General features: G+C 43.7%; 42 protein-coding genes. 36 read left to right on the plus strand and 6 right to left on the minus strand.

What is annotated here, in order from left to right; genetic code table 11:
• The first annotated feature begins 94 nt into the window (after window positions 1-94).
• From ACQW03_RS17865 to crcB (ACQW03_RS17875), 3 genes are all read left to right on the plus strand, one after another.
• On the plus strand, window positions 95-1,405 hold the full coding sequence (locus ACQW03_RS17865; protein WP_023989915.1) for a replication-associated recombination protein A: 1,311 nt from the start codon (window positions 95-97) through the stop codon (window positions 1,403-1,405).
• A gap of 84 nt (window positions 1,406-1,489) precedes the next feature.
• On the plus strand, window positions 1,490-1,891 hold the full coding sequence (gene crcB, locus ACQW03_RS17870) for a fluoride efflux transporter CrcB (RefSeq protein WP_220025832.1): 402 nt from the start codon (window positions 1,490-1,492) through the stop codon (window positions 1,889-1,891).
• Complete coding sequence (crcB, locus tag ACQW03_RS17875; protein WP_220025831.1) at window positions 1,888-2,244, plus strand: fluoride efflux transporter CrcB; 357 nt, start codon at window positions 1,888-1,890, stop codon at window positions 2,242-2,244. Before crcB (ACQW03_RS17870) ends, crcB (ACQW03_RS17875) begins: the two co-directional genes overlap by 4 nt.
• A 114-nt stretch (window positions 2,245-2,358) precedes the next feature.
• On the opposite strand, the gene ACQW03_RS17880 is transcribed toward crcB (ACQW03_RS17875), so the two are convergent.
• Both ACQW03_RS17880 and mnmA read right to left on the minus strand, forming a co-directional pair.
• Entirely contained in the window at window positions 2,359-3,189 is an 831-nt protein-coding gene (locus tag ACQW03_RS17880) for a PPK2 family polyphosphate kinase (protein WP_441950893.1), read from the minus strand.
• Window positions 3,190-3,494: 305 nt separating this feature from the next.
• A complete protein-coding gene (gene mnmA / locus ACQW03_RS17885; RefSeq protein ID WP_441950895.1) occupies window positions 3,495-4,616 on the minus strand; it encodes a tRNA 2-thiouridine(34) synthase MnmA in 1,122 nt (373 codons plus the stop codon).
• A gap of 304 nt (window positions 4,617-4,920) precedes the next feature.
• Between mnmA and cymR the strand changes: the two genes are divergently transcribed.
• Complete coding sequence (gene cymR, locus ACQW03_RS17890) at window positions 4,921-5,340, plus strand: cysteine metabolism transcriptional regulator CymR (RefSeq protein WP_013311532.1); 420 nt, start codon at window positions 4,921-4,923, stop codon at window positions 5,338-5,340.
• Between the two features lie 92 nt (window positions 5,341-5,432).
• Here the strand turns inward: cymR and ACQW03_RS17895 are convergent, their stop codons facing one another.
• From ACQW03_RS17895 to ACQW03_RS17905, 3 genes are all read right to left on the minus strand, one after another.
• Entirely contained in the window at window positions 5,433-6,656 is a 1,224-nt protein-coding gene (locus ACQW03_RS17895; RefSeq protein ID WP_441950898.1) for a tyrosine-type recombinase/integrase, read from the minus strand.
• Between the two features lie 88 nt (window positions 6,657-6,744).
• The gene (locus ACQW03_RS17900) at window positions 6,745-7,164 is read right to left on the minus strand and encodes an ImmA/IrrE family metallo-endopeptidase (protein WP_441950900.1); all 420 of its coding nucleotides are present in this window, start codon (window positions 7,162-7,164) and stop codon (window positions 6,745-6,747) included.
• On the minus strand, window positions 7,165-7,593 hold the full coding sequence (locus ACQW03_RS17905; protein ID WP_441950902.1) for a helix-turn-helix domain-containing protein: 429 nt from the start codon (window positions 7,591-7,593) through the stop codon (window positions 7,165-7,167). It lies immediately after the preceding gene.
• Between the two features lie 191 nt (window positions 7,594-7,784).
• On the opposite strand from ACQW03_RS17905, the gene ACQW03_RS17910 reads away from it, so the two are divergent.
• The 4 genes from ACQW03_RS17910 to ACQW03_RS17925 are packed head-to-tail and all read left to right on the plus strand — an operon-like array spanning window position 7,785 to window position 9,278.
• On the plus strand, window positions 7,785-8,003 hold the full coding sequence (locus ACQW03_RS17910) for a helix-turn-helix domain-containing protein (RefSeq protein WP_441950904.1): 219 nt from the start codon (window positions 7,785-7,787) through the stop codon (window positions 8,001-8,003).
• A 6-nt stretch (window positions 8,004-8,009) separates the two neighbouring features.
• Entirely contained in the window at window positions 8,010-8,198 is a 189-nt protein-coding gene (locus ACQW03_RS17915; protein ID WP_441950906.1) for a helix-turn-helix domain-containing protein, read from the plus strand.
• A 15-nt stretch (window positions 8,199-8,213) separates the two neighbouring features.
• Complete coding sequence (locus tag ACQW03_RS17920) at window positions 8,214-8,993, plus strand: Rha family transcriptional regulator (RefSeq protein ID WP_441950908.1); 780 nt, start codon at window positions 8,214-8,216, stop codon at window positions 8,991-8,993.
• 18 nt (window positions 8,994-9,011) lie between these two features.
• Complete coding sequence (locus ACQW03_RS17925; protein ID WP_071559222.1) at window positions 9,012-9,278, plus strand: hypothetical protein; 267 nt, start codon at window positions 9,012-9,014, stop codon at window positions 9,276-9,278.
• Between the two features lie 155 nt (window positions 9,279-9,433).
• On the opposite strand, the gene ACQW03_RS17930 is transcribed toward ACQW03_RS17925, so the two are convergent.
• Window positions 9,434-9,688, minus strand: a complete 255-nt coding sequence (locus ACQW03_RS17930) for a hypothetical protein (RefSeq protein WP_441950910.1) — start codon at window positions 9,686-9,688, stop codon at window positions 9,434-9,436.
• 87 nt (window positions 9,689-9,775) lie between these two features.
• Between ACQW03_RS17930 and ACQW03_RS17935 the strand changes: the two genes are divergently transcribed.
• The 28 genes from ACQW03_RS17935 to ACQW03_RS18070 all read left to right on the plus strand — a co-directional run bounded on the left by ACQW03_RS17935 (window position 9,776) and on the right by ACQW03_RS18070 (window position 21,153).
• A complete protein-coding gene (locus ACQW03_RS17935; protein ID WP_441950912.1) occupies window positions 9,776-9,940 on the plus strand; it encodes a hypothetical protein in 165 nt (54 codons plus the stop codon).
• Between the two features lie 133 nt (window positions 9,941-10,073).
• A complete protein-coding gene (locus ACQW03_RS17940) occupies window positions 10,074-10,268 on the plus strand; it encodes a hypothetical protein (protein ID WP_441950914.1) in 195 nt (64 codons plus the stop codon).
• A 309-nt stretch (window positions 10,269-10,577) separates the two neighbouring features.
• On the plus strand, window positions 10,578-10,796 hold the full coding sequence (locus ACQW03_RS17945; protein ID WP_441950916.1) for a hypothetical protein: 219 nt from the start codon (window positions 10,578-10,580) through the stop codon (window positions 10,794-10,796).
• 42 nt (window positions 10,797-10,838) lie between these two features.
• A complete protein-coding gene (locus tag ACQW03_RS17950; RefSeq protein WP_441950918.1) occupies window positions 10,839-11,651 on the plus strand; it encodes a recombinase RecT in 813 nt (270 codons plus the stop codon).
• Complete coding sequence (locus ACQW03_RS17955; RefSeq protein WP_441950920.1) at window positions 11,632-12,444, plus strand: PD-(D/E)XK nuclease-like domain-containing protein; 813 nt, start codon at window positions 11,632-11,634, stop codon at window positions 12,442-12,444. The genes ACQW03_RS17950 and ACQW03_RS17955 overlap by 20 nt, the downstream gene beginning before the upstream one ends.
• A 16-nt stretch (window positions 12,445-12,460) precedes the next feature.
• The gene (gene ssb / locus ACQW03_RS17960) at window positions 12,461-12,886 is read left to right on the plus strand and encodes a single-stranded DNA-binding protein (RefSeq protein WP_441950922.1); all 426 of its coding nucleotides are present in this window, start codon (window positions 12,461-12,463) and stop codon (window positions 12,884-12,886) included.
• A gap of 18 nt (window positions 12,887-12,904) precedes the next feature.
• Entirely contained in the window at window positions 12,905-13,252 is a 348-nt protein-coding gene (locus ACQW03_RS17965; protein WP_441950924.1) for a hypothetical protein, read from the plus strand.
• Entirely contained in the window at window positions 13,233-13,766 is a 534-nt protein-coding gene (locus ACQW03_RS17970; RefSeq protein WP_441950926.1) for a hypothetical protein, read from the plus strand. Before ACQW03_RS17965 ends, ACQW03_RS17970 begins: the two co-directional genes overlap by 20 nt.
• 8 nt (window positions 13,767-13,774) lie before the next feature.
• A complete protein-coding gene (locus ACQW03_RS17975; RefSeq protein ID WP_441950928.1) occupies window positions 13,775-14,683 on the plus strand; it encodes a hypothetical protein in 909 nt (302 codons plus the stop codon).
• Between the two features lie 88 nt (window positions 14,684-14,771).
• Window positions 14,772-15,455 (plus strand): DnaA ATPase domain-containing protein, encoded by a 684-nt coding sequence (locus ACQW03_RS17980; protein WP_441952421.1) that lies wholly within the window; start codon window positions 14,772-14,774, stop codon window positions 15,453-15,455.
• Window positions 15,456-15,474: 19 nt separating this feature from the next.
• On the plus strand, window positions 15,475-15,852 hold the full coding sequence (locus ACQW03_RS17985) for a BC1872 family protein (protein ID WP_441950930.1): 378 nt from the start codon (window positions 15,475-15,477) through the stop codon (window positions 15,850-15,852).
• Window positions 15,853-16,110: 258 nt separating this feature from the next.
• Entirely contained in the window at window positions 16,111-16,302 is a 192-nt protein-coding gene (locus tag ACQW03_RS17990) for a hypothetical protein (RefSeq protein WP_441950932.1), read from the plus strand.
• A gap of 32 nt (window positions 16,303-16,334) precedes the next feature.
• Window positions 16,335-16,616, plus strand: coding sequence for a hypothetical protein (locus ACQW03_RS17995; RefSeq protein ID WP_064795287.1), 282 nt, complete (start codon window positions 16,335-16,337; stop codon window positions 16,614-16,616).
• Between the two features lie 34 nt (window positions 16,617-16,650).
• Window positions 16,651-16,842 carry a hypothetical protein gene (locus ACQW03_RS18000; protein ID WP_220031209.1) on the plus strand — a complete coding sequence of 64 codons (192 nt, stop codon included), beginning with the start codon at window positions 16,651-16,653 and terminating at the stop codon, window positions 16,840-16,842.
• A 3-nt stretch (window positions 16,843-16,845) separates the two neighbouring features.
• Window positions 16,846-17,130: a hypothetical protein gene (locus tag ACQW03_RS18005; RefSeq protein WP_441950935.1), complete on the plus strand. Its 285-nt coding sequence runs from the start codon at window positions 16,846-16,848 to the stop codon at window positions 17,128-17,130.
• Window positions 17,127-17,258: a hypothetical protein gene (locus ACQW03_RS18010; RefSeq protein ID WP_441950937.1), complete on the plus strand. Its 132-nt coding sequence runs from the start codon at window positions 17,127-17,129 to the stop codon at window positions 17,256-17,258. Before ACQW03_RS18005 ends, ACQW03_RS18010 begins: the two co-directional genes overlap by 4 nt.
• Window positions 17,245-17,406 (plus strand): hypothetical protein, encoded by a 162-nt coding sequence (locus tag ACQW03_RS18015; RefSeq protein WP_441950939.1) that lies wholly within the window; start codon window positions 17,245-17,247, stop codon window positions 17,404-17,406. The genes ACQW03_RS18010 and ACQW03_RS18015 overlap by 14 nt, the downstream gene beginning before the upstream one ends.
• Window positions 17,366-17,614, plus strand: coding sequence for a hypothetical protein (locus ACQW03_RS18020; protein ID WP_441950941.1), 249 nt, complete (start codon window positions 17,366-17,368; stop codon window positions 17,612-17,614). Before ACQW03_RS18015 ends, ACQW03_RS18020 begins: the two co-directional genes overlap by 41 nt.
• Before the next feature lie 10 nt (window positions 17,615-17,624).
• Window positions 17,625-18,149, plus strand: a complete 525-nt coding sequence (locus ACQW03_RS18025; RefSeq protein WP_441950943.1) for a hypothetical protein — start codon at window positions 17,625-17,627, stop codon at window positions 18,147-18,149.
• Window positions 18,146-18,415, plus strand: a complete 270-nt coding sequence (locus ACQW03_RS18030) for a hypothetical protein (protein WP_441950945.1) — start codon at window positions 18,146-18,148, stop codon at window positions 18,413-18,415. The genes ACQW03_RS18025 and ACQW03_RS18030 overlap by 4 nt, the downstream gene beginning before the upstream one ends.
• 29 nt (window positions 18,416-18,444) lie before the next feature.
• On the plus strand, window positions 18,445-18,609 hold the full coding sequence (locus tag ACQW03_RS18035; protein ID WP_441950947.1) for a hypothetical protein: 165 nt from the start codon (window positions 18,445-18,447) through the stop codon (window positions 18,607-18,609).
• 26 nt (window positions 18,610-18,635) lie between these two features.
• A complete protein-coding gene (locus ACQW03_RS18040; protein ID WP_441950949.1) occupies window positions 18,636-18,974 on the plus strand; it encodes a hypothetical protein in 339 nt (112 codons plus the stop codon).
• 84 nt (window positions 18,975-19,058) lie between these two features.
• Window positions 19,059-19,445 carry a hypothetical protein gene (locus tag ACQW03_RS18045; RefSeq protein ID WP_441950951.1) on the plus strand — a complete coding sequence of 129 codons (387 nt, stop codon included), beginning with the start codon at window positions 19,059-19,061 and terminating at the stop codon, window positions 19,443-19,445.
• Window positions 19,446-19,506: 61 nt separating this feature from the next.
• Complete coding sequence (locus tag ACQW03_RS18050) at window positions 19,507-19,719, plus strand: hypothetical protein (RefSeq protein ID WP_441950953.1); 213 nt, start codon at window positions 19,507-19,509, stop codon at window positions 19,717-19,719.
• A gap of 2 nt (window positions 19,720-19,721) precedes the next feature.
• Window positions 19,722-20,075, plus strand: coding sequence for a hypothetical protein (locus ACQW03_RS18055; protein ID WP_441950955.1), 354 nt, complete (start codon window positions 19,722-19,724; stop codon window positions 20,073-20,075).
• A 34-nt stretch (window positions 20,076-20,109) separates the two neighbouring features.
• Complete coding sequence (locus tag ACQW03_RS18060) at window positions 20,110-20,556, plus strand: YopX family protein (RefSeq protein WP_441950957.1); 447 nt, start codon at window positions 20,110-20,112, stop codon at window positions 20,554-20,556.
• Entirely contained in the window at window positions 20,549-20,776 is a 228-nt protein-coding gene (locus tag ACQW03_RS18065; RefSeq protein ID WP_441950959.1) for a hypothetical protein, read from the plus strand. Before ACQW03_RS18060 ends, ACQW03_RS18065 begins: the two co-directional genes overlap by 8 nt.
• 38 nt (window positions 20,777-20,814) lie before the next feature.
• A complete protein-coding gene (locus ACQW03_RS18070; protein ID WP_441950961.1) occupies window positions 20,815-21,153 on the plus strand; it encodes a hypothetical protein in 339 nt (112 codons plus the stop codon).
• The last annotated feature ends 44 nt before the right edge of the window (window positions 21,154-21,197 follow it).

The following is a 21,197-nucleotide window of genomic DNA, read 5'->3' on the forward strand; positions in this document are numbered from 1 at the left end:
TCATGATTTTCAACCGTATGAGCGAACATAATATAGTAGGTTTTCAAAGAAAAAGAGAAAGTGTTCGTTCATAAACCATAAGGAAGTGAATGAAATGGACTTATTTTCATATTCCCAAGAGTCAACGCCAAGCAATCGGTTGCTTGCGGATCGCTTGCGTCCGACTTCGCTGGATGAATATATTGGACAGGAGCATGTTGTGGGTCCAGGTAAGCTGCTGCGAAGAGCTATAGAGGCAGATCAGGTCTCTTCTATTTTGTTGTACGGACCACCGGGGTGCGGCAAAACAACGCTGGCACATATCATCTCGCAACACACGCAAGGCGATTTTGTACGTCTGAATGCTGTAGAAGCATCTGTGAAAGACGTAAGAGAAGTCATTGACCGTGCACAGACGAATAAATCGATGTATGGCAAAAAAACTATTTTGTTTCTCGACGAGGTACATCGTTTTAACAGTTCACGTCAGGATGCACTATTGCCTGCGGTGGAAAAGGGCACGATCGTGTTTATTGGTGCCACGACTGAAAATCCCTTTCACTACGTCAACGGCGCTTTAATGAGCCGTTCTACGCTGTTCCAGCTTGAAGCGCTAACGCAGGAGCATTCGCTGGCTGCTATGCGCCGCGCCTTGAGTGATGCGGACAAAGGGCTCGGCTACATGCAGCTTCAGGTCGATGAAGCTGCACTGGCTCACATAGCGTCCATGGCGAACGGTGATATCCGCCGCGCTTTGAACGCGCTGGAACTGGCGGCGCTCACGACGCCTCCACTGGCAGACGGCACGATTCACGTGACACTGGAAGTCGCGGAGGAATCCATCCGCCGCCCGATTGTCAAAGCAGATGAATCCACACAGTATGACGTGCTGTCGGCCTTTCACAAAAGCATACGCGGCTCCAGCGACGCCGCGCTGTTCTGGTTCCTATACGCCGTAGAAAAGCTCGGCATGGACCCGATGACCTTTATCCGCCGCCTCATCGCGGCGAGCAGTGAGGACATTGGCCTAGCGAACCCGCAGGCAATGGTGCAAGCGGTGAGTGCGCTTGAAGCTTATCGCAATAACGGCTGGCCCGAGGCCAAGCTGAACATTGCACAGGCCATTTTGTTCGCCGTGGAAAGCCCCAAATCGAATGCCGTATATACGGCGATTTCACGGGCCATGTCGGCTATGGACGATATCAAATCAGCCGAGGTGCCACTCCATTTGCGTGACGCACACTACAAAGGCTCGGAAAAGCTCGGGCATGTTGGCTATCAATATCCACATAATTATCCGAATCACTATGTGAAGCAGCAATATTTGCCCGATTCGATAGCAGACCAAACCTTCTACCAGGCTACTGAGCAGGGGAATGAGTCAAAAATCAGGCAAAACCAGCGCTGGCGGGATTCACAGTCTTAATATATGTGCGACTTAATATACAGAGTGTGTACGATATCGTCACGTTACACCATGATTGTGCAAGAGCGAAGAAGGGGATAAAAGATGAAAGACGTGCTATACGTTGCTGCGGGCGGAGCGCTTGGAACCTCTACCCGTTATGGCCTGCAATCGCTGCTGCCTGCGGCGGGTGCGGATTTTCCACTTGGTGTGCTGCTAATCAATTGGATCGGCTGCCTGTTTCTTGGTTGGTTCTTTACGGTAACCTTGCGATCATGGCGGATCAAGCCGCGATTGCGACTTGCCATCGGAACAGGATTTACAGGGGGTTTTACCACCTTTTCCACCTTTGCAGTGGATGCTGTCCGCCTCACGGTTCACGATCGTATGCTGACGGCTGTGTTGTACCTGCTGCTTAGCGTAGGCGGAGGGCTGTTTTTGACATGGACAGGTATCCGCCTAGGTACAAAAATGACGCAGGCTGCTCCCAAGGAGGAACGCTTATGATCTGGTGGGCAGCGACAGGCGGTATCGTGGGTACACTGGCGAGATACGGGCTTGGCATGTGGGCTGGAAAGAGGTTCGGTACCGTATTCCCGTGGGGGACGTGGATCATTAACGTCAGCGGTTCATTGCTGCTAGGCTGGCTCTATGGCGAGTTTACGCAAAACCATTTGTCTCCTGCACTCTGGATGCTGCTAGGAACAGGTTTTTGTGGCGGCTACACCACCTTTTCCACATTCGGCTATGAATCTCTTCAACTGATGGAGCGTAAAGAATACCGACGCATGGCTACGTATGTACTGTCCTCTGTCGTGGTAGGAGTTGTAGCTGCGGCTATCGGGTACAGAGTCAGTTAAGCTTTATACATTTTCGAAATAACACGTAAAAATGCAATAAAAAGCTTCCAATCCCGACTCAAGGCATTCTCAGCCGTGATACGGTTTTGGAAGCTTAGTGCTGTACCTATACAGCTATTTTTTATCTCGTTCTTCGTACAATTCAGGTAAAAGAGATTCAAGTTCAGGTCTTGGATCAGGATCAGACAACTTCATTTCCTCCAGCGTTTGGACGGCAATCCGTAGCACAGTATAATCCCTATACCAACGGTTGTCTGAAGGAACGACATACCAAGGTGCTTGTTTGGTTGCACTTAGCTCTAGTACATCCTCATAATACTGGGTATACTGCTTCCAAAATTTGCGTTCCTGCAAATCACTTGGATCGAGTTTCCAGTTTTTGTGAGGCTTTTCAATCCGATCGATCAGCTTTTCTAACTGAAATTGCTTTGAAATATGTAAAAAGATTTTAACCACCTTTACACCATTATCCAGCAACAACTGTTCAAAATGCTTGATATGCTTAATATTCCGTTTGGCCTGCTTATCGGATATCTGTCCGTGAACACGTGTAATCAGCACATCCTCATAATAAGAACGGTTAAATGCTGCAATATATCCACGTCCTGGGGTAACGCTATGAGCACGCCACAAGAAATCATGACTTAATTCCTCAGCCGTAGGTGATTTAAAGCTGTGGACAGTCACCCCCGCAGGGTTAAGGTTGGAAAATACCTGTCTGATGACGCCATCTTTGCCGCTGCAATCCATACCCTGAAATACAAACAAAACGGATTGTTTTTTCTCTGTAAATAATTTGCTTTGTAATTCCGTGAAGCGTTCCTTCAATTGATCTGTTTCCTGTCGGATTTCTTCTTTATTTTTGATATTCTTCGTATCCTTGGGGTCCCATTCTTTCAAAGAAACTTTTTTACCCGGTGTCAGCATTCCTAATGAATCAGACATAAAGGCACGCTCCTTTTCAATTGAAGTATGATCTTGTCTACATCATATACCCAAATGAGGATGTTATCAAAAGTTCCTTATGTATTAATGATCTTTCTAGTTAATTCAAGAGACGTGCATACACCATGGAAAATTTTTTGCAAGAAATGTTTGTCCAGCATGACAGACATCATAAAGAGCAGATTATCAATTCTTTACAAGCCATTAACTAAAAACATCTTTCATAAAAAAAGTCGCCCCTCCCAAATCTGGAGAGACGACTTTTTTTAATTCCCTGCTATATCAATGCAAAATGGTCATTTTATTTAAACTGTTTCAGGCTGAAGTTTTTCAACCTTATCAATGGTTCCGCCACCCAGACAGCGTTCCCCGTCGTAAAATACAACAGCTTGTCCAGGCGTAATGGCCTTCTGATGTACATCGAATATGACATGCACGGTTCCATCCGCAAGCCATTGTAAAGTTACTTTCTGATCAGGTTGGCGATAACGGAACTTGGCTGTGCAACGGAATTCGCCGGACGGACGAGTATCTGCGCCTTCAATCCAGTTCACGTCCGTTGCAATCAGGCTGGTAGAATACAGGCTGTGGTGACGATCACCTTGTACCACATACAGAATATTCTTCTCCAGATCCTTATCCGCTACGAACCACGGTTCACCTGAACCTGAGCCGCCAATGCCCAAGCCTTGTCGTTGACCCAGTGTATAGTACATCAGACCATCGTGGCGTCCTTTGACTTCACCAGTAGCGATATCCACCATATCTCCACCTTTTGCAGGCAGATATCCACTCAGAAACTCCTTGAAATTACGCTCGCCGATAAAGCATACGCCTGTACTGTCTTTCTTCTTGGCCGTATACAGTCCTGCAGCTTCCGCAATTTTACGCACTTCTGGTTTCGGCAGATGACCGATAGGGAACATGGCTCGGGACAACTGTGTTTGGCTTAATGCATTCAGGAAATAAGTCTGATCCTTGTTGCTATCCACACCTCGCAGCAAAGTAAAGTGGCCGTCTTCTTCCACAACCCGTGCATAATGTCCAGTAGCAACATAATCTGCTCCTAAATCCAGCGCTTTATTTAGAAACTCGCCGAATTTAATTTCACGGTTACACATGACATCCGGGTTGGGTGTGCGTCCAGCTTTATATTCATCAAGAAAATAGGAGAATACTTTATCGAAGTATTCTTTTTCAAAATTGACGGTATAGTAAGGAATGTCGATCTGTTCACAGACACGGCGCACATCCTCCGCATCCTCCTCAGCCGTACAACGGCCAAATTCATCCGTGTCATCCCAGTTTTTCATGAAGATGCCGATTACGTCATAGCCCTGCTCCTTCAGCAGCAGCGCGGTAACGGATGAGTCGACGCCACCGGACATCCCGACGACGACACGGGTTTCATGATTGGCTTTAGCCATGGTCATCACCCAATTCTTTCAATATTGTTGTAGAACCCACCTATTGTAACATAAACGATAATAAGATACGATGTTTGGACGATCAAACGACACGGCGAACGATGGAAGAAAGCTATATAAAATGGGCTAAAGTTGTTCCAAATCGCCCGAAAGCAACTTTTTTTAAGATTGTTACCGTAATGTTTCCCTTTACCTGCCCTAATATGTTAACATAAGCTGAGGGTTAGGATCGGAATAGAGAGGTTTACAACACCAGTTATTCCGCGTGTTTAACGGAATTGTTACTATAAGTGAGGTGGCACAATTGAAAATATCAACGAAGGGCCGTTATGGCCTGACCATTATGATGGAACTTGCAGCCAGGTTTGGCGAAGGTCCAACTTCTTTGAAAAGTATTGCCGAAAAAAATCAGCTGTCAGAGCATTACCTGGAACAGCTCATCGCGCCTTTGCGTAATGCAGGTTTGGTAAAAAGTATCCGTGGTGCTTACGGCGGTTATATTTTGGCGAATGAACCGGCAGGAGTGACAGCGGGAGACATCATTCGTGTACTGGAAGGTCCGATTTCTCCGGTCGATTTCACGGAAGAAGACGATCCGGCAAAACGTCAGCTGTGGCTGCGAATTCGTGACAGCATCGCTGAAGTGTTGGATTCTACTACACTTAAGGACTTGATCACATACCAAGAACATGATGAATTGGACAATTACATGTTCTATATTTAGCCAAGAGCTAGTTATATAGCCAAATTGCCTTATGTGGCAAGGGTTTTCGAGGTTATGGATTCGAGCGAGTTACCCGCAAATTACCCGCATTTCTAATTGTTTATTGCCCATTCAAAATCATCAGCAATCTTGATTTGGCGGTTCTTTGTGACGTGGAGATAGATCAGTTCTGTAACTTTAGAATTGCTCTTGTGCCCGATTCGTGCCTGAATCTCTGGCAGTCCAACTCGCGGATTAGAAGCGAGTAACGATACATGAGTATGGCGTAAACTATGTGGAGTAAGATTTGTCGGCAACTCAGCTTTCCCAAGAACCTTACGCATATAGTCACCCATTCCTGTAACCTGAACTGGATATCCGGGAAAAGAGGGACACCAGAAAACGAAATTGTCCTTCGTGTTAAATTCCTTGGCAGAAAGGCGCTCATCCTTTTGCCACTCCAGCAGTAATCCTAGAGCTTTGGCTACGGTGTCTCCGAAGCTTACGACACGTTCACTCTGCTCATTCTTGGGAGGTATGAAGGAATACTCGAGAACGCTTGTACCGTAAATCTGTTTGTTTACATCAATTGTTCGGGCGTCAAAATCAATATCGTCCCACTGGAGTCCTGCTGCTTCACTGATTCGTAAGCCTGTGTAGGCTAGTACAATGAAGAAAGCCCACATATTGGTTGTAAGCATGAACCTGGCTAATTGTAGAAATTTTTTCAGTTCGTCCTTCTCAAGAAATTTGGGAAGGACTTGTCTTTTTTCTCCGATTTTCCGCGCTGTTTTTTTCTCCTTCGGTATAACTGCATCAACAGTCGGATCGAATTCGATTAAGCCATTACGTTTAGCGTGTTCATACATGAGCGAAGCTACTGTGTGGACTGTGGTTACAGTACTGCGTTTTTTTCCTTCTTCCTTCAGCTTGTATAGGAAATCCTGATATTGACTCGCAGTCACATCTGCGAGCGCAAAGCCACCAAATTGTTTCAACAGAACCCTAAGTCCATACTCACGATTTTTGACCGTGTTGCCAGCTGGTTCTCGCTCCATGATGTATGCTTTGAGCCATGTCTGACTCCAAGTCCTTACTGTTAAGTCGTCTGTGTATTTCAACTTTTTCTGTATCTTTTTCGCCTCGATCAATATCCCAAAGTCAACCGCCTCCTGAATCGTGTCAAACCTTGGCGACTCTGTCTCTTTGTTGCTTTTCTTTTCCTCTCCATCAATGAATTTAGTAGTAGGAATGTAATAGCGATAAGAATACTTGCCATCACGTTCTCTGACATTTGGGGGTAACTTCCTCTTGGTGGAATTATGCTTCTTTTTCACATCTTCAACTCCTTTATTTTGGAAATATGAGAACCTATGTTCTGTTTTTGGATATATTTAAACAGCCTTGCAGCTGGAAAGCGCAAAGTTATATGTGAAAATTATGAAGTTGTTTTGGGATGCCGCAACGCAATAGATAGGCTTCTTGCGTTTCCCACGGCTCCCGTTCCACGGAATATGTCAGTAGTTTTACAGCAAAAAAGTTGGCTTGTCGCTCGTATTTCCCGACTGCAAAAAAAGTGTGCTCATCTAGCCAGAATTGGCTTAAACCTGAGTGTAGACGGTCGTGTCCAAGCTCGTGAGCACATACTATACGTTGCCATTCATCAGACAGACCATTATGGATACAGATAAATCGCCTTCGCAATTTACGATAATACAGACCCCGAGTCCCTTCATCGAATTCTACATGGCGGACTAATATGTTAAGCCCCTTGGCAATGACAAAAGGGTCGTTTGTTTTGAATCGTCTAACCAACTTGTAAATAATGTCGTCCAAAACAGTCACCTACTCTTTGTTGTCCTTCGAGGCACCTTTCTTATTTTTCCCATAAGTCTTTTTATTCAGTTCCTTGGCTTCCCAAAATAGCCCAGTAAGCATGTCCATGACTCTCTGACGTTTCTCTCCCTCAATTGGAACACCGTCAAACAAAATTGGTTGGTCTTCCTCAAGCATCTGTTTGAAATCAGCTATGTCCTTGGATGTCGCCCATTCAGGGATACTCTGCGCGTCTTCACCTTCATCATCAGTAAAATAATCCAGAGGCTTGTCGAAATAATTAGCAATTAATTTTAACGAATCTATTTGAGGGTGTCTTGTTTGTCCCGTAAGTATTTTAGTGACACCAGTGTAGGAGACGCCTGTTTCCTTGGCAAGACGGTATTTGGTAATCCCACGTTCATCCATCAATTCCTGGATTTTATCTGCTAACTCCACTACAACAATGCCTCCTGTATATCTCAATAGTGTTATATCTCTATGAAGTTATAATAAAACACAAAAGGGAGATAAGTCAAGTATTTTGGAGAGAGCGAGAGAAAAAAGGTCATTATATAACCCTATGGGGTTATATCGTCCATTGATCATAATTCTTTGGAGTTATACTATGTGTTCAGGAGGTGAACACAATGGGACAAGCAATTGAAGAAAATGTGCAGAGGTTAATTGAAGCAAAAGGTTGGACAATCTACCGTCTCTCTAAAGAGAGTGGGGTTGCAGTATCTGCATTGTACAACATAGGTAGGAAAAAACAAGGTCCTTATGCTGAAACCCTAGTGAAACTCGCTGATGCTCTTGGGTGCACGGTTGATGAGTTAGTCAGAAATAATCTTGCAACAAGAGGGTGAACCTAGATGACTGTTGATTTAAAACCGACATTGGATGTTATTGACGCTGCAGAATATTTAAAAGTCAGTAAATACACCGTGATCAATCGTATCAAACAAGGTAAGTTGAAAGCCTACAAACAAGGGCGGTACTGGAGGATTAAAAGAGAATGGCTGTTGGAATATGAAAATGATCTACTCAAACAAATTGCATAATCGAAGGGAGACAATATGACTCAATTGGTATTTATACAGAACGGACAAGCAGTGACGGACAGTTTAATAATGGCTGACGTATTTAAAAAAGCCCATGACGATGTGTTGAGGGACATAAGAATTCAGATTGAAAAGCTAAACGCCGCTGGAGAAACAGAATTCTCACTCCGCAACTTTGCGGAGTCAAGTTATCGTAACGAGCGAGGCCGCGATTATCCCAAATTCGAAATGACAGAAGACGCCTTTGCTATTGTCGCGATGTCATATACAACTCCAGAAGCTATGAAAATGAAAGTTAAGTTTTTAAACGAATTCAAGCGAATGCGAAACGAATTGACTATCAATACACAATCATTATCGCCAGAATTGCAAATGTTTAATCATATGTTTCAAGCTGTTGCAAAAGTAGAGTTGGAAAACTCACAACTAAAAAATGATGTGAACGCCGTAAAACAGCAGCTTGATAACCAGGCTGAGATACTGGCCCTGAACCCCACAGAATGGCGCAAGAAAGTCCGATCCTTGCTAAACAAAATTGCACAGAAGCGCGGCGGTCATGATGCTTACTCAGAAGTAAACAGCGAGAGCTACGAACTGCTAGAACAACGTGGGAACTGCAAATTAGGCATCCGGCAGGAAAACATCAAGAAGCGCATGGCTCTGGAAGGTGCCGCTAAATCGAAGATCAATGCAATTAGTAAGTTGGAAGCAATTGCGGAGGATTCGCGATTAACGGAAATCTATCTAGCTATTGTTAAGGAAATGGCAATCAAGCACAGCGTTAAGGTGGACTAATAAAAAGGAGTGAATACCTTGAATTTAACCAAACAAGAAAGCGAACTTATCCAATTTATTCGTACATTAGATTTTGACGACATGCTGAACGTGCTGGACGGCATTAAAGCAGTAGCAGAAGACTTGTCTACTAAATCTGTGGTGTATGCAAACAACGGAATTGACAGAGCCGCGCAGGGATTTAAAAGCCAAGCAGAAAACATGGACAAGCTTGAGCAACTGCTTGGTGAAGCAAATGAAGAATACCGTAAGGAAATCTATTCTGGATTAGAAGAAGGAGAATGAGTATGAGCAAACACGATGATGCGTACAGTGAAATATTAAAATTCAAACGTAACAAAGCACATGAAATTCATAATATTCTATCCGGATTAAGAGTAGCGGATGCAATGGAAGTCCTGGATAGAGCCAGAACCTCCATTGTGAATGAGACAAGGGTATCAGTTTTTCATGAACGGAGCGAGTGAATCTTTTTCCTCTTGAAGTGCACGATCATAACCGCTGAGAATTTTATGAAAGTTTTTCATGTAATCTTCATAACAAAAGGCGTAATGACAAAGGAGTCTTTCATGAAGTTCTAAATCCGAAAGTGCACCTCTTGTCTCCTGATCAGCTACTTTCTTTGCATACTCTAGTGCTAACTCATGACAAAGTTTCTGTCTTTCTTCATCGGTAATGTTATTTAAAAATCGCATCTATGTCACCTCCTTCCTAGTTTGATAGGTAAGTCTGGACAACTACCATCATACACAGAAAGGAAAAATCTTGAAAGGACGATATACATGAAACACAAACTCGCACTCATAGAAGCTTTTGACGATTGCCTGAGACGTAATGTTAGCAAGGGACAATTACTAGGGTTTGTAGATCGGGCGCGGCGGTACTGGAATGGCAACGCGGAAATGCTGGCTGTTGTAGAAGGACTGGTTGAAGGGGTGAGGGTATGAATCCATTCTTTAGCGGATTTAATGCCGGGAAGAGAGTAAATGGCGTATTGCTGATAAAGCGTGACGGTACCTGGTTCCAGCTTAAGACTATGGCAAGGTTGCAGGCTGACTCTATAAAAGGGAGTTGATAGGTATGTGGCGGTGGTGGCGTAAGAAGCCTGCGGCAGTCACTAAGAACCTTACGGGGTTGAGTGTACTGACGGACGAGCATTTAGAATGTTTGGCTGAGTCCTACTTGCAGCAAGAATATTGTGGTATGAAGCTTAAAGACCAAATACCATTTTCTGTGTATGTCGAGGTTGAGAGAAAAATCAAGTGGGAAGTGTGACATGGAGATCAGATGTGGATGCGGTCGGGAAGCCAAATACCTTGTATACGAACATGAGGAACCACACTGCAAAGAATGCATGTTGGATGCTGTTGAGTGTAAAAATCAGGTGCTTGTGAGGGTGATAGACGATGCATATGCAAACTCGCGTCAAGGGAAGCAATAGCTATTCCGATCTACAGGCTTTGATGCAGGTTGGTGGACAAGCCATCGAGCAAGAAAACGGAAAAGTGATGTTTATATTCAGCAGTGACATTGCTTATCGGGAATATCGCAGAATACGAAGGGAACAAAAGGAGGGGGCCAAACGTGAAAACGCCGTTAGAACAAGCTATCCGGGTTCTGGAGGAGCTTCAAGCCGAAACTGAAATACGTGGTAAATCGCTCAATAACATCGTAGAGCCTTTGCTAATCTTCAGGGATGGTAAATTGCAATATGTCTTAGAAGCTTTGTATGACGCACGTAATGCCTTAGAAAGCGAAACGACCCCGGCGGCAACCGGAGTCGAATCAGAAACTTTTAAATAAACATTTGTGGTCACTATAACAAAATTTTAGGAGGCTGTAAAGATGTCAGATAAATTATTAGTCATTCATGACAACCTAAACAAAATGTTGGATGAAAAAAGCGAAGCAATGCCTACTAGCTTTAACAAGACAAGGTTTTTACAAAACTGTATGACTGTTTTACAAGATACCAAAGATATCGAGCAATGTGACGCTAAAAGTGTAGCTAGAACGATGCTCAAGGGTGCATTCTTGGGATTAGATTTTTTCAACAAAGAGTGCTATGCAATCCCTTATAACGAGAATTTAGGTACTAAAGACAAGCCTAGATGGATTAAAAGTCTACAATTCCAAACGGATTATAAAGGCGAGAAGAAGCTTGCTAAGAAATACAGTACACGCAAAGTTAAGGACATTTACGCAAAGCTGGTTCGTGAAGGTGATGACTTCAGCGAGGAAATCGAAAGCGGACAACCAACGATTAATTTTAAGCCGCTGCCATTTAGCGATGGAGTTATTAGAGGTGCGTTTGCTGTTGCGCTCTTTGAAGATGGTGGAATGATTTATGAAACCATGTCTTTAAAAGAAATCGAGAAAACAAGGGACGATTACTCTAAACAGTCGACTGGTAAGGCTTGGACAAAAAGCCCAGGGGAAATGTACAAAAAGACTGTTTTACGCAGACTTTGCAAGAATATTGAACTTGATTTTGACACAATTGAGCAGGCGCAGGCTTTTGAGGATTCAAGCGATTTTGATATGAACAAGGAACCAAAGCCGCAGCAACAAAGCCCGTTGAATCCTAATGTGACTATCATTGATGCGGAATATGAAGAAATCAAAGAGGACCCAGCTCATGAAACTGACCAAGAGTAATTACTTTAGCCAAGAAGCCAACCGTCACTATATGTCTGTAAGCCAGTTTAAGAGCTTCCTGCCCTCCTATGGGGGCTGTGAGGCTCAAGCAATAGCTAAGATCAACGGCGAGTATGAGCAGCCAGCAATCACAGCTTTTATGGAGGGGCATTACGTTCACGCTTGGAATGAGGGGATATTAGAAGACTTTAAAGCGGACAATCCGGAAATGTACAGTAGTCGCGGCGCGACAGCCGGGCAGCTTAAAGCAAACTTTCAACATTGCAACAAAATGATAGAAGTCTTGGAGAATGATCCGCTGGTCATGAAGGCTTTGGCTGGAGAGAAAGAGGTAATCATGACTGCTGATATGTTCGGCATTCCTTGGAAGGTGATGCTTGACAGTTACCAGCCACAGACAGGTATTTTCGCAGATTTGAAAGCCCTAAAAGAAATGGACGGCAAGTGGTGGAACAAGGATGCTGGAGTATATGAAAACTTCCTACAGCACTATGGTTACACAATCCAGATGGCTGTGTACGCCGAAATCGAGAAGCGTGTTACAGGACGGAAAGATTGGTTGCTTCCACATATGGTTGTGGTGACCAAACAGAATCCGCCTGATCACGAAATCATCTATTTTGACTATGACATTATTGAGCAGAGTCTTTCTATAGTGAAAAACAACATTGAGCGCGTGAAGGAAGTCAAGTCAGGTCAGACGGAGCCTGTTCGATGTGAGCGGTGCGAATACTGCCGTAAGACCAAGAAAATCGACCGGATTAAGCATTTTTCAGAATTGAACCTTTATTAAGAAAAGAGGAACTACATTGTTAAACCGAGTGATTTTGATTGGCCGTTTGACTAAAGAGCCTGAATTACGATATACACCGAGCGGGGTAGCAACATGCTCTTTTACTCTTGCTGTAGACCGTCCTTTTACGAGTCAAGGCGGCGAAAGAGAAGCGGACTTTTTACCGATCGTGACTTGGCGGCAGCTTGCCGAGACGTGCGCTAACTATCTGAAAAAAGGGCGCTTAATAGCTGTGGAAGGTCGGGTTCAAGTAAGGAACTATGAAAACAATGAGGGGAAACGTGTTTACGTCACTGAGATTGTGGCAGATAACGTCCGCTTCCTTGAATCCGGCAGGAATGATAGTGCTGGTAGACAGCAGCCTTCAACTAAAAATGACAATGATCCGTTCTCAGATGATGGCAAACCGATTGATATAGCAGACGAAGATCTTCCCTTTTAGAGATTGGAGGCATGCAGCATGATACAGTACGGGTTTCATCCAACCCCTAAACCAGCCAAAAGCAAGCGTGTAAAGCTCACACAGAAGCAGAAAGGCGATATAAGCCAACAGGTAGATAAGCAGCTTAAAGCGCGGTCACACGGCTTGTGTGAGCTTTGTGACAACGCATTGGCTACTGAACGAGCTCACTTGATCGGACGTAAGCATATTAACCATAAAACGAGAGTAACGGACTTATTACATCTTTGTACGACGTGTCATGACTGGCTGGATGAAACGCCGGAAGGGATACGGGCACGGAAATGTATGGCTATGCTGGCAAACACGAACGAGAGGGGAAACCAAAATGAAGAAAATCGGACTTAACATAAAGGGGCTTTGCAAACAAATCAAGGCGGATAAAAACCGGATGATCTGGTCCTTGAAAGATGGGGTGCACTCCATAACTAACCGTCACTGGATGATTACTCTAGCCGAATTGCCAAGGGAAGTGAAAACAGTATTGCTAACTATCTTTGGGGATTTCCCAGAAGAAGGTCGTTGCTTAAAAAACACTTCATATAGTGCGATTCCTCTAAACGGTCCATCGGTAGATGGTTTGATACTAGACCGCGAGCATGCCATTCCTGCTAGAAAAACAGATTATTTGTTGTCGTCTAGCAAAGTAGGCGATTTGAGGATTTTCAAGGCTGGAGAAAATTTCATTTATATAAAAGAATCATTCTTGGAAGCAATTGATCCAAATTTCGGATTTGAAAATATGAGTTTCTTTGGGAAATTATCACCATTTATTTTCGAAGATTTGAATTATGTTGTATTGCCTGTACGGATCGGGGAAGAAAAAGATTTGCTTACACTCAAGGAACTAACTAACGAGTAGGTGGTGAAATGTCCGGGAAAGGTTGGATCAGCGTACACCGTAAAATGCTGGATAATCCGGTTGTATGTAAAGATGGCGACTACATGGCGGTATGGATGTATCTGCTTCTGAACGCCACTCATACCGAGTATCCAGCGCTGTTTTCCGGGAAGAAGGTTATCCTTCAACCCGGACAGCTTATAACCGGTAGAAAGTCGATATCAGAGAAATTGAACATTTCAGAAAGTAAGGTACAACGGATACTAAAATCGTTCGAAAGTGAACAACAAATTGAACAACAAAACGGAAACAAAAACCGCTTAGTAACAGTGGTTTCATGGTCCGAGTACCAAGAGAGTGAACAACAAAATGAACAACAAGTGAACAACAAGCGAACAACAACTGAACAACAAGTGAACACAAACAATAATGTAATAACAGAACAACAGAATAATGAAAATAAAAAACCACCTTCTCCGAAAAGTCCGAAACGGACTTATTCAGAGGACGATCGGAATTTTAAATTGGCTAAAAGATTTCACGAACTGGCTTATCAAAATGCACTAGAGATTGGAACGGCCCATTTAATAGAATCACCAAACTTCCAGAAATGGGCCAATACGTTTCGTTTGATGATTGAAAATAAAAAACTACCTGAAACTGAAATTGGTGAAGTTGTTAAATTCGCTTTATCGGATTCATTCTATCGAACTATCATATTCAGTCCGGATAATCTACGAAAACAGTATCAAGCTATTTTGACCAAAATGAGAACACAGGGAGGCGGTGGACGTGGACAGCGTAAAGCCAGCTATGCAGCAACTACTCAAACGGGTGGAAGCTATGAAAGCCCAACAGAAGACCTCATCCTTGGAAAATCAGGATCAGAAGACGAATCTGTTCCCGAAGAACTCTTACGGAGAATTAGAGGCACCTGAGGGCTGCGCTAAGTGCGATTACACAGGAACCATCAACGTAATGCGCTGGATTGAGAAAGAGGGCTACACGGACAAGTATGGCGCTCCTATGAAGGTACAGGTCGCACAGGTGGAACCATGTTCATGCTTGCTGGACAAGCAACTCAAGAAATATACAGCAAACAGCAGTTTTAATCATGAGCAAAAGCAGCACACATTTAAAAATGCTGTGATCGACGCGAAAAACGCTGAACACTTTGCAATAGCTACTGATTTTCTTGATAATATCGAATCTCACAAAAAGGACGGAACGTGGCTTTATATCTTCGGGGATGAAACCAGAATAAAGGGAACTCAGAGCGCTTACGGCACTGGCAAGACGTTTTTAATGGACTGTATAGCCAATGCGCTAGCAGAACGACGCATACCAGGCCTCTACGTGACCGAGGAGACACTTTTTGGGGATATCAAGTCTACTTACAGCCGGAACAGTGAAGAGAGCGAGAATGAGGTTCTAAGCCGCTATTACAACGTGCCTGTGCTGATGATAGATGACCTGTTTACAGCTCCTTATAAAGAATGGTCCGAAGGTAAGCTGTACAGCATCCTAAATGAACGCATGCAGAACGGCATGATTACGATTATAACCAGTAATTATTCTACCGATCGGATACATGAGCGACTGCCGCTGAATGGCCGGAAGATTGCCAGCCGGATTGTTGGACAAGCACAGCGAATTGAAATGATTGGCCCGGATCGGCGTGAGAAAAAGGCCCGGGATAGACTCCAATAAGAAGGGAAGAAGATACCCTATGACCAGGGATGAAGTAATAGCTAAATGGAATAGTATGCAGCCACAAGAGCGAGATATATGGATTGCTACGGATGTGATGGGATATAAGGCGGATCGAGTCAGACCAGGGATGATTATCAACAGTAAAGGTTATTCAACCTCACCAGCAATGTACAGCACTGACATAGGCGCAGCATGGGAAGTATCACAAAAATATCCGATCATGACTCTGAGCAGAACACAAATATTCGAAATTAGCCCAGTGGAGTACAGCTGCACATTTTGGAGTGATGTAGATTCAGGACCAATTGAAGTACCTGCCAAGACTGCACAGGAAGCGGTGTGCTTGGCTGCTCTGATATCGGTATTAACCCAAGGAGAGGGGATAGAAAGTTGACTGACTTCATTCAAAACAAGACTGTTAAGACTCGTAAAGAGCGCCGATGCGAAGGATGTGCTCAGAATTTCCCTGTTGGCACTACAATGGTTTACGTTTCCGGCATGTGGCAAGGGGACTGGCAATCTTATTATCTTTGTAGCCCTTGCGATGAGTTTATAACCAACGAAGATAGCGCGAGAGAAGCCGTGTGTGAGGTAGGATTCACTCTTGGTGATATAGGAGAATGGCGAAAAGAAGCAGAGAGGGGATAGAGGAATGACAATATCTGAACTAATCGAAAAATTACAAGCGTTTCGTAAAACCTATGGAGATATAAATGTCAATGTGGGCACTCTTAGAGACGATGTTGTTGATTACGACTCAATAGGACACCTTGCAGTTTTAAGGGATGTTGGTAAGAAAACGGGTGGCAAACTGGTTATTTTTGATAAATGGTCGGATGAATAATAGCCCCTAAAGGGCAAGGAGAGGAATAAGACATGACTGCAAACATCTCGAAACATATGAACGTTACCACGCTTGAGATCAAAACAGGATTGAAAGGTTTCGTGTACATCCATAATTACGGTAGGCACTCAATACAGGGATCAGGTTGGGGATTTTTCGCTGGTGGTAATCCTTACGCACTTAATCTTGTCATGGTAATCAACAACAACGATGACGTGCATAAGTGTATCGCAAAAATTAACGAAATTGACTGGATCGATTTGTATGACAAAGCGGAATGCACAGACTTTTTGCGCCGGATGATTAGAGATTAGGGATTACTAGCATATCAAAGGAGAGGAATAAGGGATGATTAATATATATGGAACAGCAACTGTATACGTGGACTATGAAGTGAAACTGGATTTGACGGAAGAACAATTTTCTGAACTTACGGAGAAAGAGCAAAACGAACTGCTTCAATCTGCAATTGACTGGCAGGAAGCGTTACGAAACGGGCAAACAGATGACATTGAAGTCGATGATATTGTGGAGGTCTAAACCATGGATAAGAAGATACAAGAGATACGTACAGCACTGGCAGCAGCTGATATACACGCACCAGGACGATGGATTGATCCTGAAAAAGGTAGGTTATTGAACTACATTGAATTTTTGCTTCAGCTGACAGACGAAAAAGACAAGGCAATCGAGGAAGAACGTACTGAAACCCAAAGGATGTTCAGAATGCTTAAAACGGAAAGCGGACTTGCTCGGAGTGCACATAAGAAAATTGAATCTCTAGAAAAGAAAATAGAGTACTTGCTAAAAGGAGAGGATACCCCATGAATCCAATAGACGTTATAGACGACTATGACTATTTAGAAAAGGACATTGAAGGTTCCCTACGTATTGCTAGAGCAGAGTTAGAGTGGGAGAAAGCACAGGAGGCCGAGGACGAACGTGAGACCCTTTGAAAGCATGACTAATTCTGAACTGGTCATAGCAGCTTATGACGAAACTAAAGATTATGATTATCGAATACTAGCACATGAAGAAATCTACCGGAGGGCAGGTGAAGCCGATGGCAAGGGACTACACAAACCGGATGGACGCTATATTTGAAAGCTGGGAATATCATCTGTTTGAAAAGCTAGGCGGAGTTGATCGGATAGTTGCCAGAATCCAAAGTGAAGCAGCACTGTTTGACATTCCTTATGCCGCAAGAACCGAATATATAAATCGAAAACTGGTAGATATGATAGACCAAATTGCGGAAAAGCGTGAAGCGAGTTCTCAAGGCAGCCGGAGACAAGCAAAGAAAATAGGATAGGGGAATGAATATGACCAGATACGTAGGAATAGACCCGAGTACCAAAACAGGGGTATGCATCTTGGATGCAGATGGTAATGTGCTGGATGCATTGGAAGTAACGGCAACCGGGAAAGATCCAGAACGTATGTCAGACATCATCACCGATGTTTGCGAAAACGTAGATTACGGCGATGTGGTAGTGATAGAGGGTTTTGGTTTTGCTTCACAATCAGGCTTCCTCCTTGGCGGGATTGGTTGGGGAATCCGATTGGACTTGTACGAACGCAACATTAAATATCAGGAAGCTGCTCCTGCTGCACTTAAAAAATTCGCTTCAGGCAAGGGGACTACTAAAAAGGATGAATTGGCAGTAGAAATCTTTAAACGGTGGGGCTTCCAGCACGGTTCAGATAACGTCCGAGACGCGTTTGTTTTGGCTCAGATAGCCCGTTCATTGCGAGGTAATGCCAATACAGCCAAATTCCAAGACGAAGTCATACAGGCTATTTTAAACCCGGTTCCTAAGAAGAAAAAGAAGGTGAAAGCTGGATGAACGAGGCAGAGAAACGGCGCGCTTTCCAAAAGATAAAATCCCTTTCAACCAAAAACTTTTATCGCTTCATGGATGCCACAAATTCAGATGCTTATGATATGGCAATCAAGCATATGACGGAAGCTATGAGCTGTGATCCAAAGATAAGTAAGCCAACGATTAAACGAGTGTTGGCAAAGGCAGAAGAGATACGGACATTATGGGACGGTATAAACACGTACACGGCGGACCAGGTGTACAAATTTGATGGAGGAAAAAGTAATTAATTCGTATAACAACGAAGATAGGTGACTATATGAAAAGAAAAACCAAGTATGAACAGAACAAAGGGTGGATTCGTGCTGCTGAGAAAAACGGCATCAAAAAAGAGTATTTCATTCAACGAATAGAGCAATACGGATGGAGTAAAAAAGACGCTTCTACGTTGCCAATAGGGACGGTAAGAAAGAAAAAAGCATAGCCCCCAAGGGCAGAGAGGACATAAAAATGGATAAAGCAATTTTAACCCAAGCGCAGGCGGAGGCAATTGATTCAATTCAAGCTGCATACCATTGGACAGCAGAGGCGTTTGTCCGCAGCCATGCAGAAAACTCGCACCAATGGGATGCGCCTTGTGATGTGCTCAACGGAGTACCTTTGGATTCTATTATCCGTGCGCTTTATATCGGTTATGAAGTCGAACTGACGATAGAGGAAAAGCTGTTAGAAATGTATAGAGAAGGGTTACCATGTCCAACCACGCCTACTGAAGATTCAGCTTTTCGCGAAGGTATGAAAAAGGCATGTGAAATAGCGGGAATTAAGGTCAAATGGTCCAGAAATTAAGCCCCATAGGGGACAAGAAGGAGGGGCAACCCTCCATAAGGGGGAGAGACACAATGCATCCCCTATACCAAAGGAGAGATATACATGTCACTGACAGTCGAACAATTGGACAATGAGATTGCTTTAAAGAGCATTATCAATCATGCATTACATGTGTTCCCTAAATCCTTCATCAATCATAATAACGAAATTATCCTGGAACCGCGAAACAACGTTTACTTTGGTTTGAATGATGTGTATACAGAACTTGCGTTTAAATGCAAAATGTTTGCCTGGCTATCAAGACCAATTGCAAAAGAATTGAACAAGTATTGGGCACCAAGGGTTTTGGATAGCTTCAATCAGTTATTACGGACCAACTTCACCAAAGACGATATGTATAAAATTTATGATCGTTTAGGAAATGATATCAATCGGAAACTGACAATACAGTTCATCGAATCTAACTATGATTTAACTTTACTGGACTGAGGTTGAGGCATAACAGCCTCTTACCCTACCCAATACAAATATCAAAGGAGCGAATGAACGTATGCAAAAAGTTTGGTTGATTTGTAAAAAAGACGGTAAGGCATCGGGTTATTTGATGTATGAGCAAGACGTTGAGGGGTATGTGAATGCACTTCGGGACAAGGGATTTGAAGAATTTGAAATCTGTACTCCTGTCTACGGTATCGACAACCAAGGTAGGTACGAGATATCCACCCTATTACCCTATACCCCTATATACCTTAAAGGAGCATGAATATGAGTCGTATTAAGCGAAAATACAGAACCATCCGGCAAGAGTTTAAAAATGAGCTTTACGCAGCAATAAGAAGCAACCCGGCACTTGGCATGCTTTGTATAAAGACTTATACAGCTAGTAGACACCGTGACCATATCCATCAAATTTGGGGGATGAGTGTCCGCTATCCTAATTTTCGTAAAGAATACACGGAAAAATTGATTGGTAAGTGTTTAACCGGACGAGATGAAATTTTTCATTCTCTCTACTTTGCGGCTCCAGACTTATACCAGAAATATGCGCGTAAAATACCGGAGGACTTGGCGATGGGCGATGCTTTGGGTGTTGCTTATAGAGCCATGAAAGATAAATGAGGGTTGATCCCCCTATATATAAGGAGCGATAAGCATGAGAGATATTAAATTCCGTGGCATAAGTGTTGAAAGGCTGGTTGGAGATAATCAGTGGTTAGAGGGGTTTGGTGTAGATTTTTGCGAGATGACAGACGGGACTACGGAAGTATATCTGTACACCAACTTTAACGGTGTATGCAGGGTGATCCCCGAATCAGTAGGTCAATACACAGGACTCAAGGACTCGAAACGTACACCAGAGTTTCCAGATGGTCAGGAAATTTATGAGGATGATATATCCACAAAGGAAGAGATGCTGTTCCCGCTGCATGGCACACGGACGGGGATTGTAAAGTACATTGACGGATCGTATCTGCTTGAAGATTTGGATGGCAAGGATGGAGACTACCTGTTCAGCGAATCGGTAGAGATTACGGTAATCGGCAACATACACGATAACCCGGAGCTGCTACAGCCCCAAGGAGGCGGTAAAGGTGAGTAAACGGACAGTAGATTTAATCCGTAAAGATGTGCAGTCGGCAAAGAATGAAGCGAAGAAAAATATCCTGTTACCAGTTAGAGAGGTAGAAGACCTGCTTGCCCTGGTAGACTCACTCCAGCAGCAGCTAGCAGAGAAGGACGAAACGATCCAGCTAGGTGTGGATATGCTAGATGAGAGGGACCACAAAATAGCCTGGCTTACTAACGAGTTAGGGGAGTAACCACCAATACAATACGTTCACCCAGGAGCGTTGGAAGGATGATAGATATGTCGGTAAAGGATATGACAGACCAGCAGCTTAATATAGCGCTTGATGTACTCCTAGGAGCAAAAGTGGACAGGGGCAGACCGGGCAACGTGCTCAAGAATAACTATTCAGTCAGTCCAACTGACTATTGCGCCGATCCTGTTGCCTCTCTGGAGGTACAGGCAAAGGCGATGGATATGGACGAGATTGGGTACATGGCAAATTTGGTTTTTCGCACGGGTCACTCGTATAGCGAGGGTCTTAACTACGAAACCGCAGCAGATATGCTCAGAGCTACACCAAGACAGAGGGCAGAGGCTGCTTATATGACATTATCCAGTCAGGATTAAACCCATACAGGGGATTGACAAAAGCTTGTTGCAACTATCTCACT

Source organism: Paenibacillus sp. DRB1-1 (assembly GCF_052119485.1).
GTDB classification, from domain to species: domain Bacteria; phylum Bacillota; class Bacilli; order Paenibacillales; family Paenibacillaceae; genus Paenibacillus; species Paenibacillus polymyxa_B.

What these genes read in the sequence shown, in the direction of transcription:
- ACQW03_RS17865 (WP_023989915.1), top strand. Translation starts at nt 95, where the DNA reads ATGGACTTATTTTCATATTCCCAAGAGTCAACGCCAAGCAATCGGTTG.
- crcB (WP_220025832.1), top strand. Translation starts at nt 1,490, where the DNA reads ATGAAAGACGTGCTATACGTTGCTGCGGGCGGAGCGCTTGGAACCTCT.
- crcB (WP_220025831.1), top strand. Translation starts at nt 1,888, where the DNA reads ATGATCTGGTGGGCAGCGACAGGCGGTATCGTGGGTACACTGGCGAGA.
- ACQW03_RS17880 (WP_441950893.1), bottom strand. Translation starts at nt 3,189, where the DNA reads ATGTCTGATTCATTAGGAATGCTGACACCGGGTAAAAAAGTTTCTTTG.
- mnmA (WP_441950895.1), bottom strand. Translation starts at nt 4,616, where the DNA reads ATGGCTAAAGCCAATCATGAAACCCGTGTCGTCGTCGGGATGTCCGGT.
- ACQW03_RS17910 (WP_441950904.1), top strand. Translation starts at nt 7,785, where the DNA reads ATGGGACAAGCAATTGAAGAAAATGTGCAGAGGTTAATTGAAGCAAAA.
- ACQW03_RS17915 (WP_441950906.1), top strand. Translation starts at nt 8,010, where the DNA reads ATGACTGTTGATTTAAAACCGACATTGGATGTTATTGACGCTGCAGAA.
- ACQW03_RS17920 (WP_441950908.1), top strand. Translation starts at nt 8,214, where the DNA reads ATGACTCAATTGGTATTTATACAGAACGGACAAGCAGTGACGGACAGT.
- ACQW03_RS17930 (WP_441950910.1), bottom strand. Translation starts at nt 9,688, where the DNA reads ATGCGATTTTTAAATAACATTACCGATGAAGAAAGACAGAAACTTTGT.
- ACQW03_RS17935 (WP_441950912.1), top strand. Translation starts at nt 9,776, where the DNA reads ATGAAACACAAACTCGCACTCATAGAAGCTTTTGACGATTGCCTGAGA.
- ACQW03_RS17940 (WP_441950914.1), top strand. Translation starts at nt 10,074, where the DNA reads ATGTGGCGGTGGTGGCGTAAGAAGCCTGCGGCAGTCACTAAGAACCTT.
- ACQW03_RS17950 (WP_441950918.1), top strand. Translation starts at nt 10,839, where the DNA reads ATGTCAGATAAATTATTAGTCATTCATGACAACCTAAACAAAATGTTG.
- ACQW03_RS17955 (WP_441950920.1), top strand. Translation starts at nt 11,632, where the DNA reads ATGAAACTGACCAAGAGTAATTACTTTAGCCAAGAAGCCAACCGTCAC.
- ACQW03_RS17965 (WP_441950924.1), top strand. Translation starts at nt 12,905, where the DNA reads ATGATACAGTACGGGTTTCATCCAACCCCTAAACCAGCCAAAAGCAAG.
- ACQW03_RS17970 (WP_441950926.1), top strand. Translation starts at nt 13,233, where the DNA reads ATGAAGAAAATCGGACTTAACATAAAGGGGCTTTGCAAACAAATCAAG.
- ACQW03_RS17975 (WP_441950928.1), top strand. Translation starts at nt 13,775, where the DNA reads ATGTCCGGGAAAGGTTGGATCAGCGTACACCGTAAAATGCTGGATAAT.
- ACQW03_RS17980 (WP_441952421.1), top strand. Translation starts at nt 14,772, where the DNA reads ATGAAGGTACAGGTCGCACAGGTGGAACCATGTTCATGCTTGCTGGAC.
- ACQW03_RS17985 (WP_441950930.1), top strand. Translation starts at nt 15,475, where the DNA reads ATGACCAGGGATGAAGTAATAGCTAAATGGAATAGTATGCAGCCACAA.
- ACQW03_RS17990 (WP_441950932.1), top strand. Translation starts at nt 16,111, where the DNA reads ATGACAATATCTGAACTAATCGAAAAATTACAAGCGTTTCGTAAAACC.
- ACQW03_RS17995 (WP_064795287.1), top strand. Translation starts at nt 16,335, where the DNA reads ATGACTGCAAACATCTCGAAACATATGAACGTTACCACGCTTGAGATC.
- ACQW03_RS18000 (WP_220031209.1), top strand. Translation starts at nt 16,651, where the DNA reads ATGATTAATATATATGGAACAGCAACTGTATACGTGGACTATGAAGTG.
- ACQW03_RS18005 (WP_441950935.1), top strand. Translation starts at nt 16,846, where the DNA reads ATGGATAAGAAGATACAAGAGATACGTACAGCACTGGCAGCAGCTGAT.
- ACQW03_RS18010 (WP_441950937.1), top strand. Translation starts at nt 17,127, where the DNA reads ATGAATCCAATAGACGTTATAGACGACTATGACTATTTAGAAAAGGAC.
- ACQW03_RS18020 (WP_441950941.1), top strand. Translation starts at nt 17,366, where the DNA reads ATGGCAAGGGACTACACAAACCGGATGGACGCTATATTTGAAAGCTGG.
- ACQW03_RS18025 (WP_441950943.1), top strand. Translation starts at nt 17,625, where the DNA reads ATGACCAGATACGTAGGAATAGACCCGAGTACCAAAACAGGGGTATGC.
- ACQW03_RS18030 (WP_441950945.1), top strand. Translation starts at nt 18,146, where the DNA reads ATGAACGAGGCAGAGAAACGGCGCGCTTTCCAAAAGATAAAATCCCTT.
- ACQW03_RS18035 (WP_441950947.1), top strand. Translation starts at nt 18,445, where the DNA reads ATGAAAAGAAAAACCAAGTATGAACAGAACAAAGGGTGGATTCGTGCT.
- ACQW03_RS18040 (WP_441950949.1), top strand. Translation starts at nt 18,636, where the DNA reads ATGGATAAAGCAATTTTAACCCAAGCGCAGGCGGAGGCAATTGATTCA.
- ACQW03_RS18045 (WP_441950951.1), top strand. Translation starts at nt 19,059, where the DNA reads ATGTCACTGACAGTCGAACAATTGGACAATGAGATTGCTTTAAAGAGC.
- ACQW03_RS18050 (WP_441950953.1), top strand. Translation starts at nt 19,507, where the DNA reads ATGCAAAAAGTTTGGTTGATTTGTAAAAAAGACGGTAAGGCATCGGGT.
- ACQW03_RS18055 (WP_441950955.1), top strand. Translation starts at nt 19,722, where the DNA reads ATGAGTCGTATTAAGCGAAAATACAGAACCATCCGGCAAGAGTTTAAA.
- ACQW03_RS18060 (WP_441950957.1), top strand. Translation starts at nt 20,110, where the DNA reads ATGAGAGATATTAAATTCCGTGGCATAAGTGTTGAAAGGCTGGTTGGA.
- ACQW03_RS18070 (WP_441950961.1), top strand. Translation starts at nt 20,815, where the DNA reads ATGATAGATATGTCGGTAAAGGATATGACAGACCAGCAGCTTAATATA.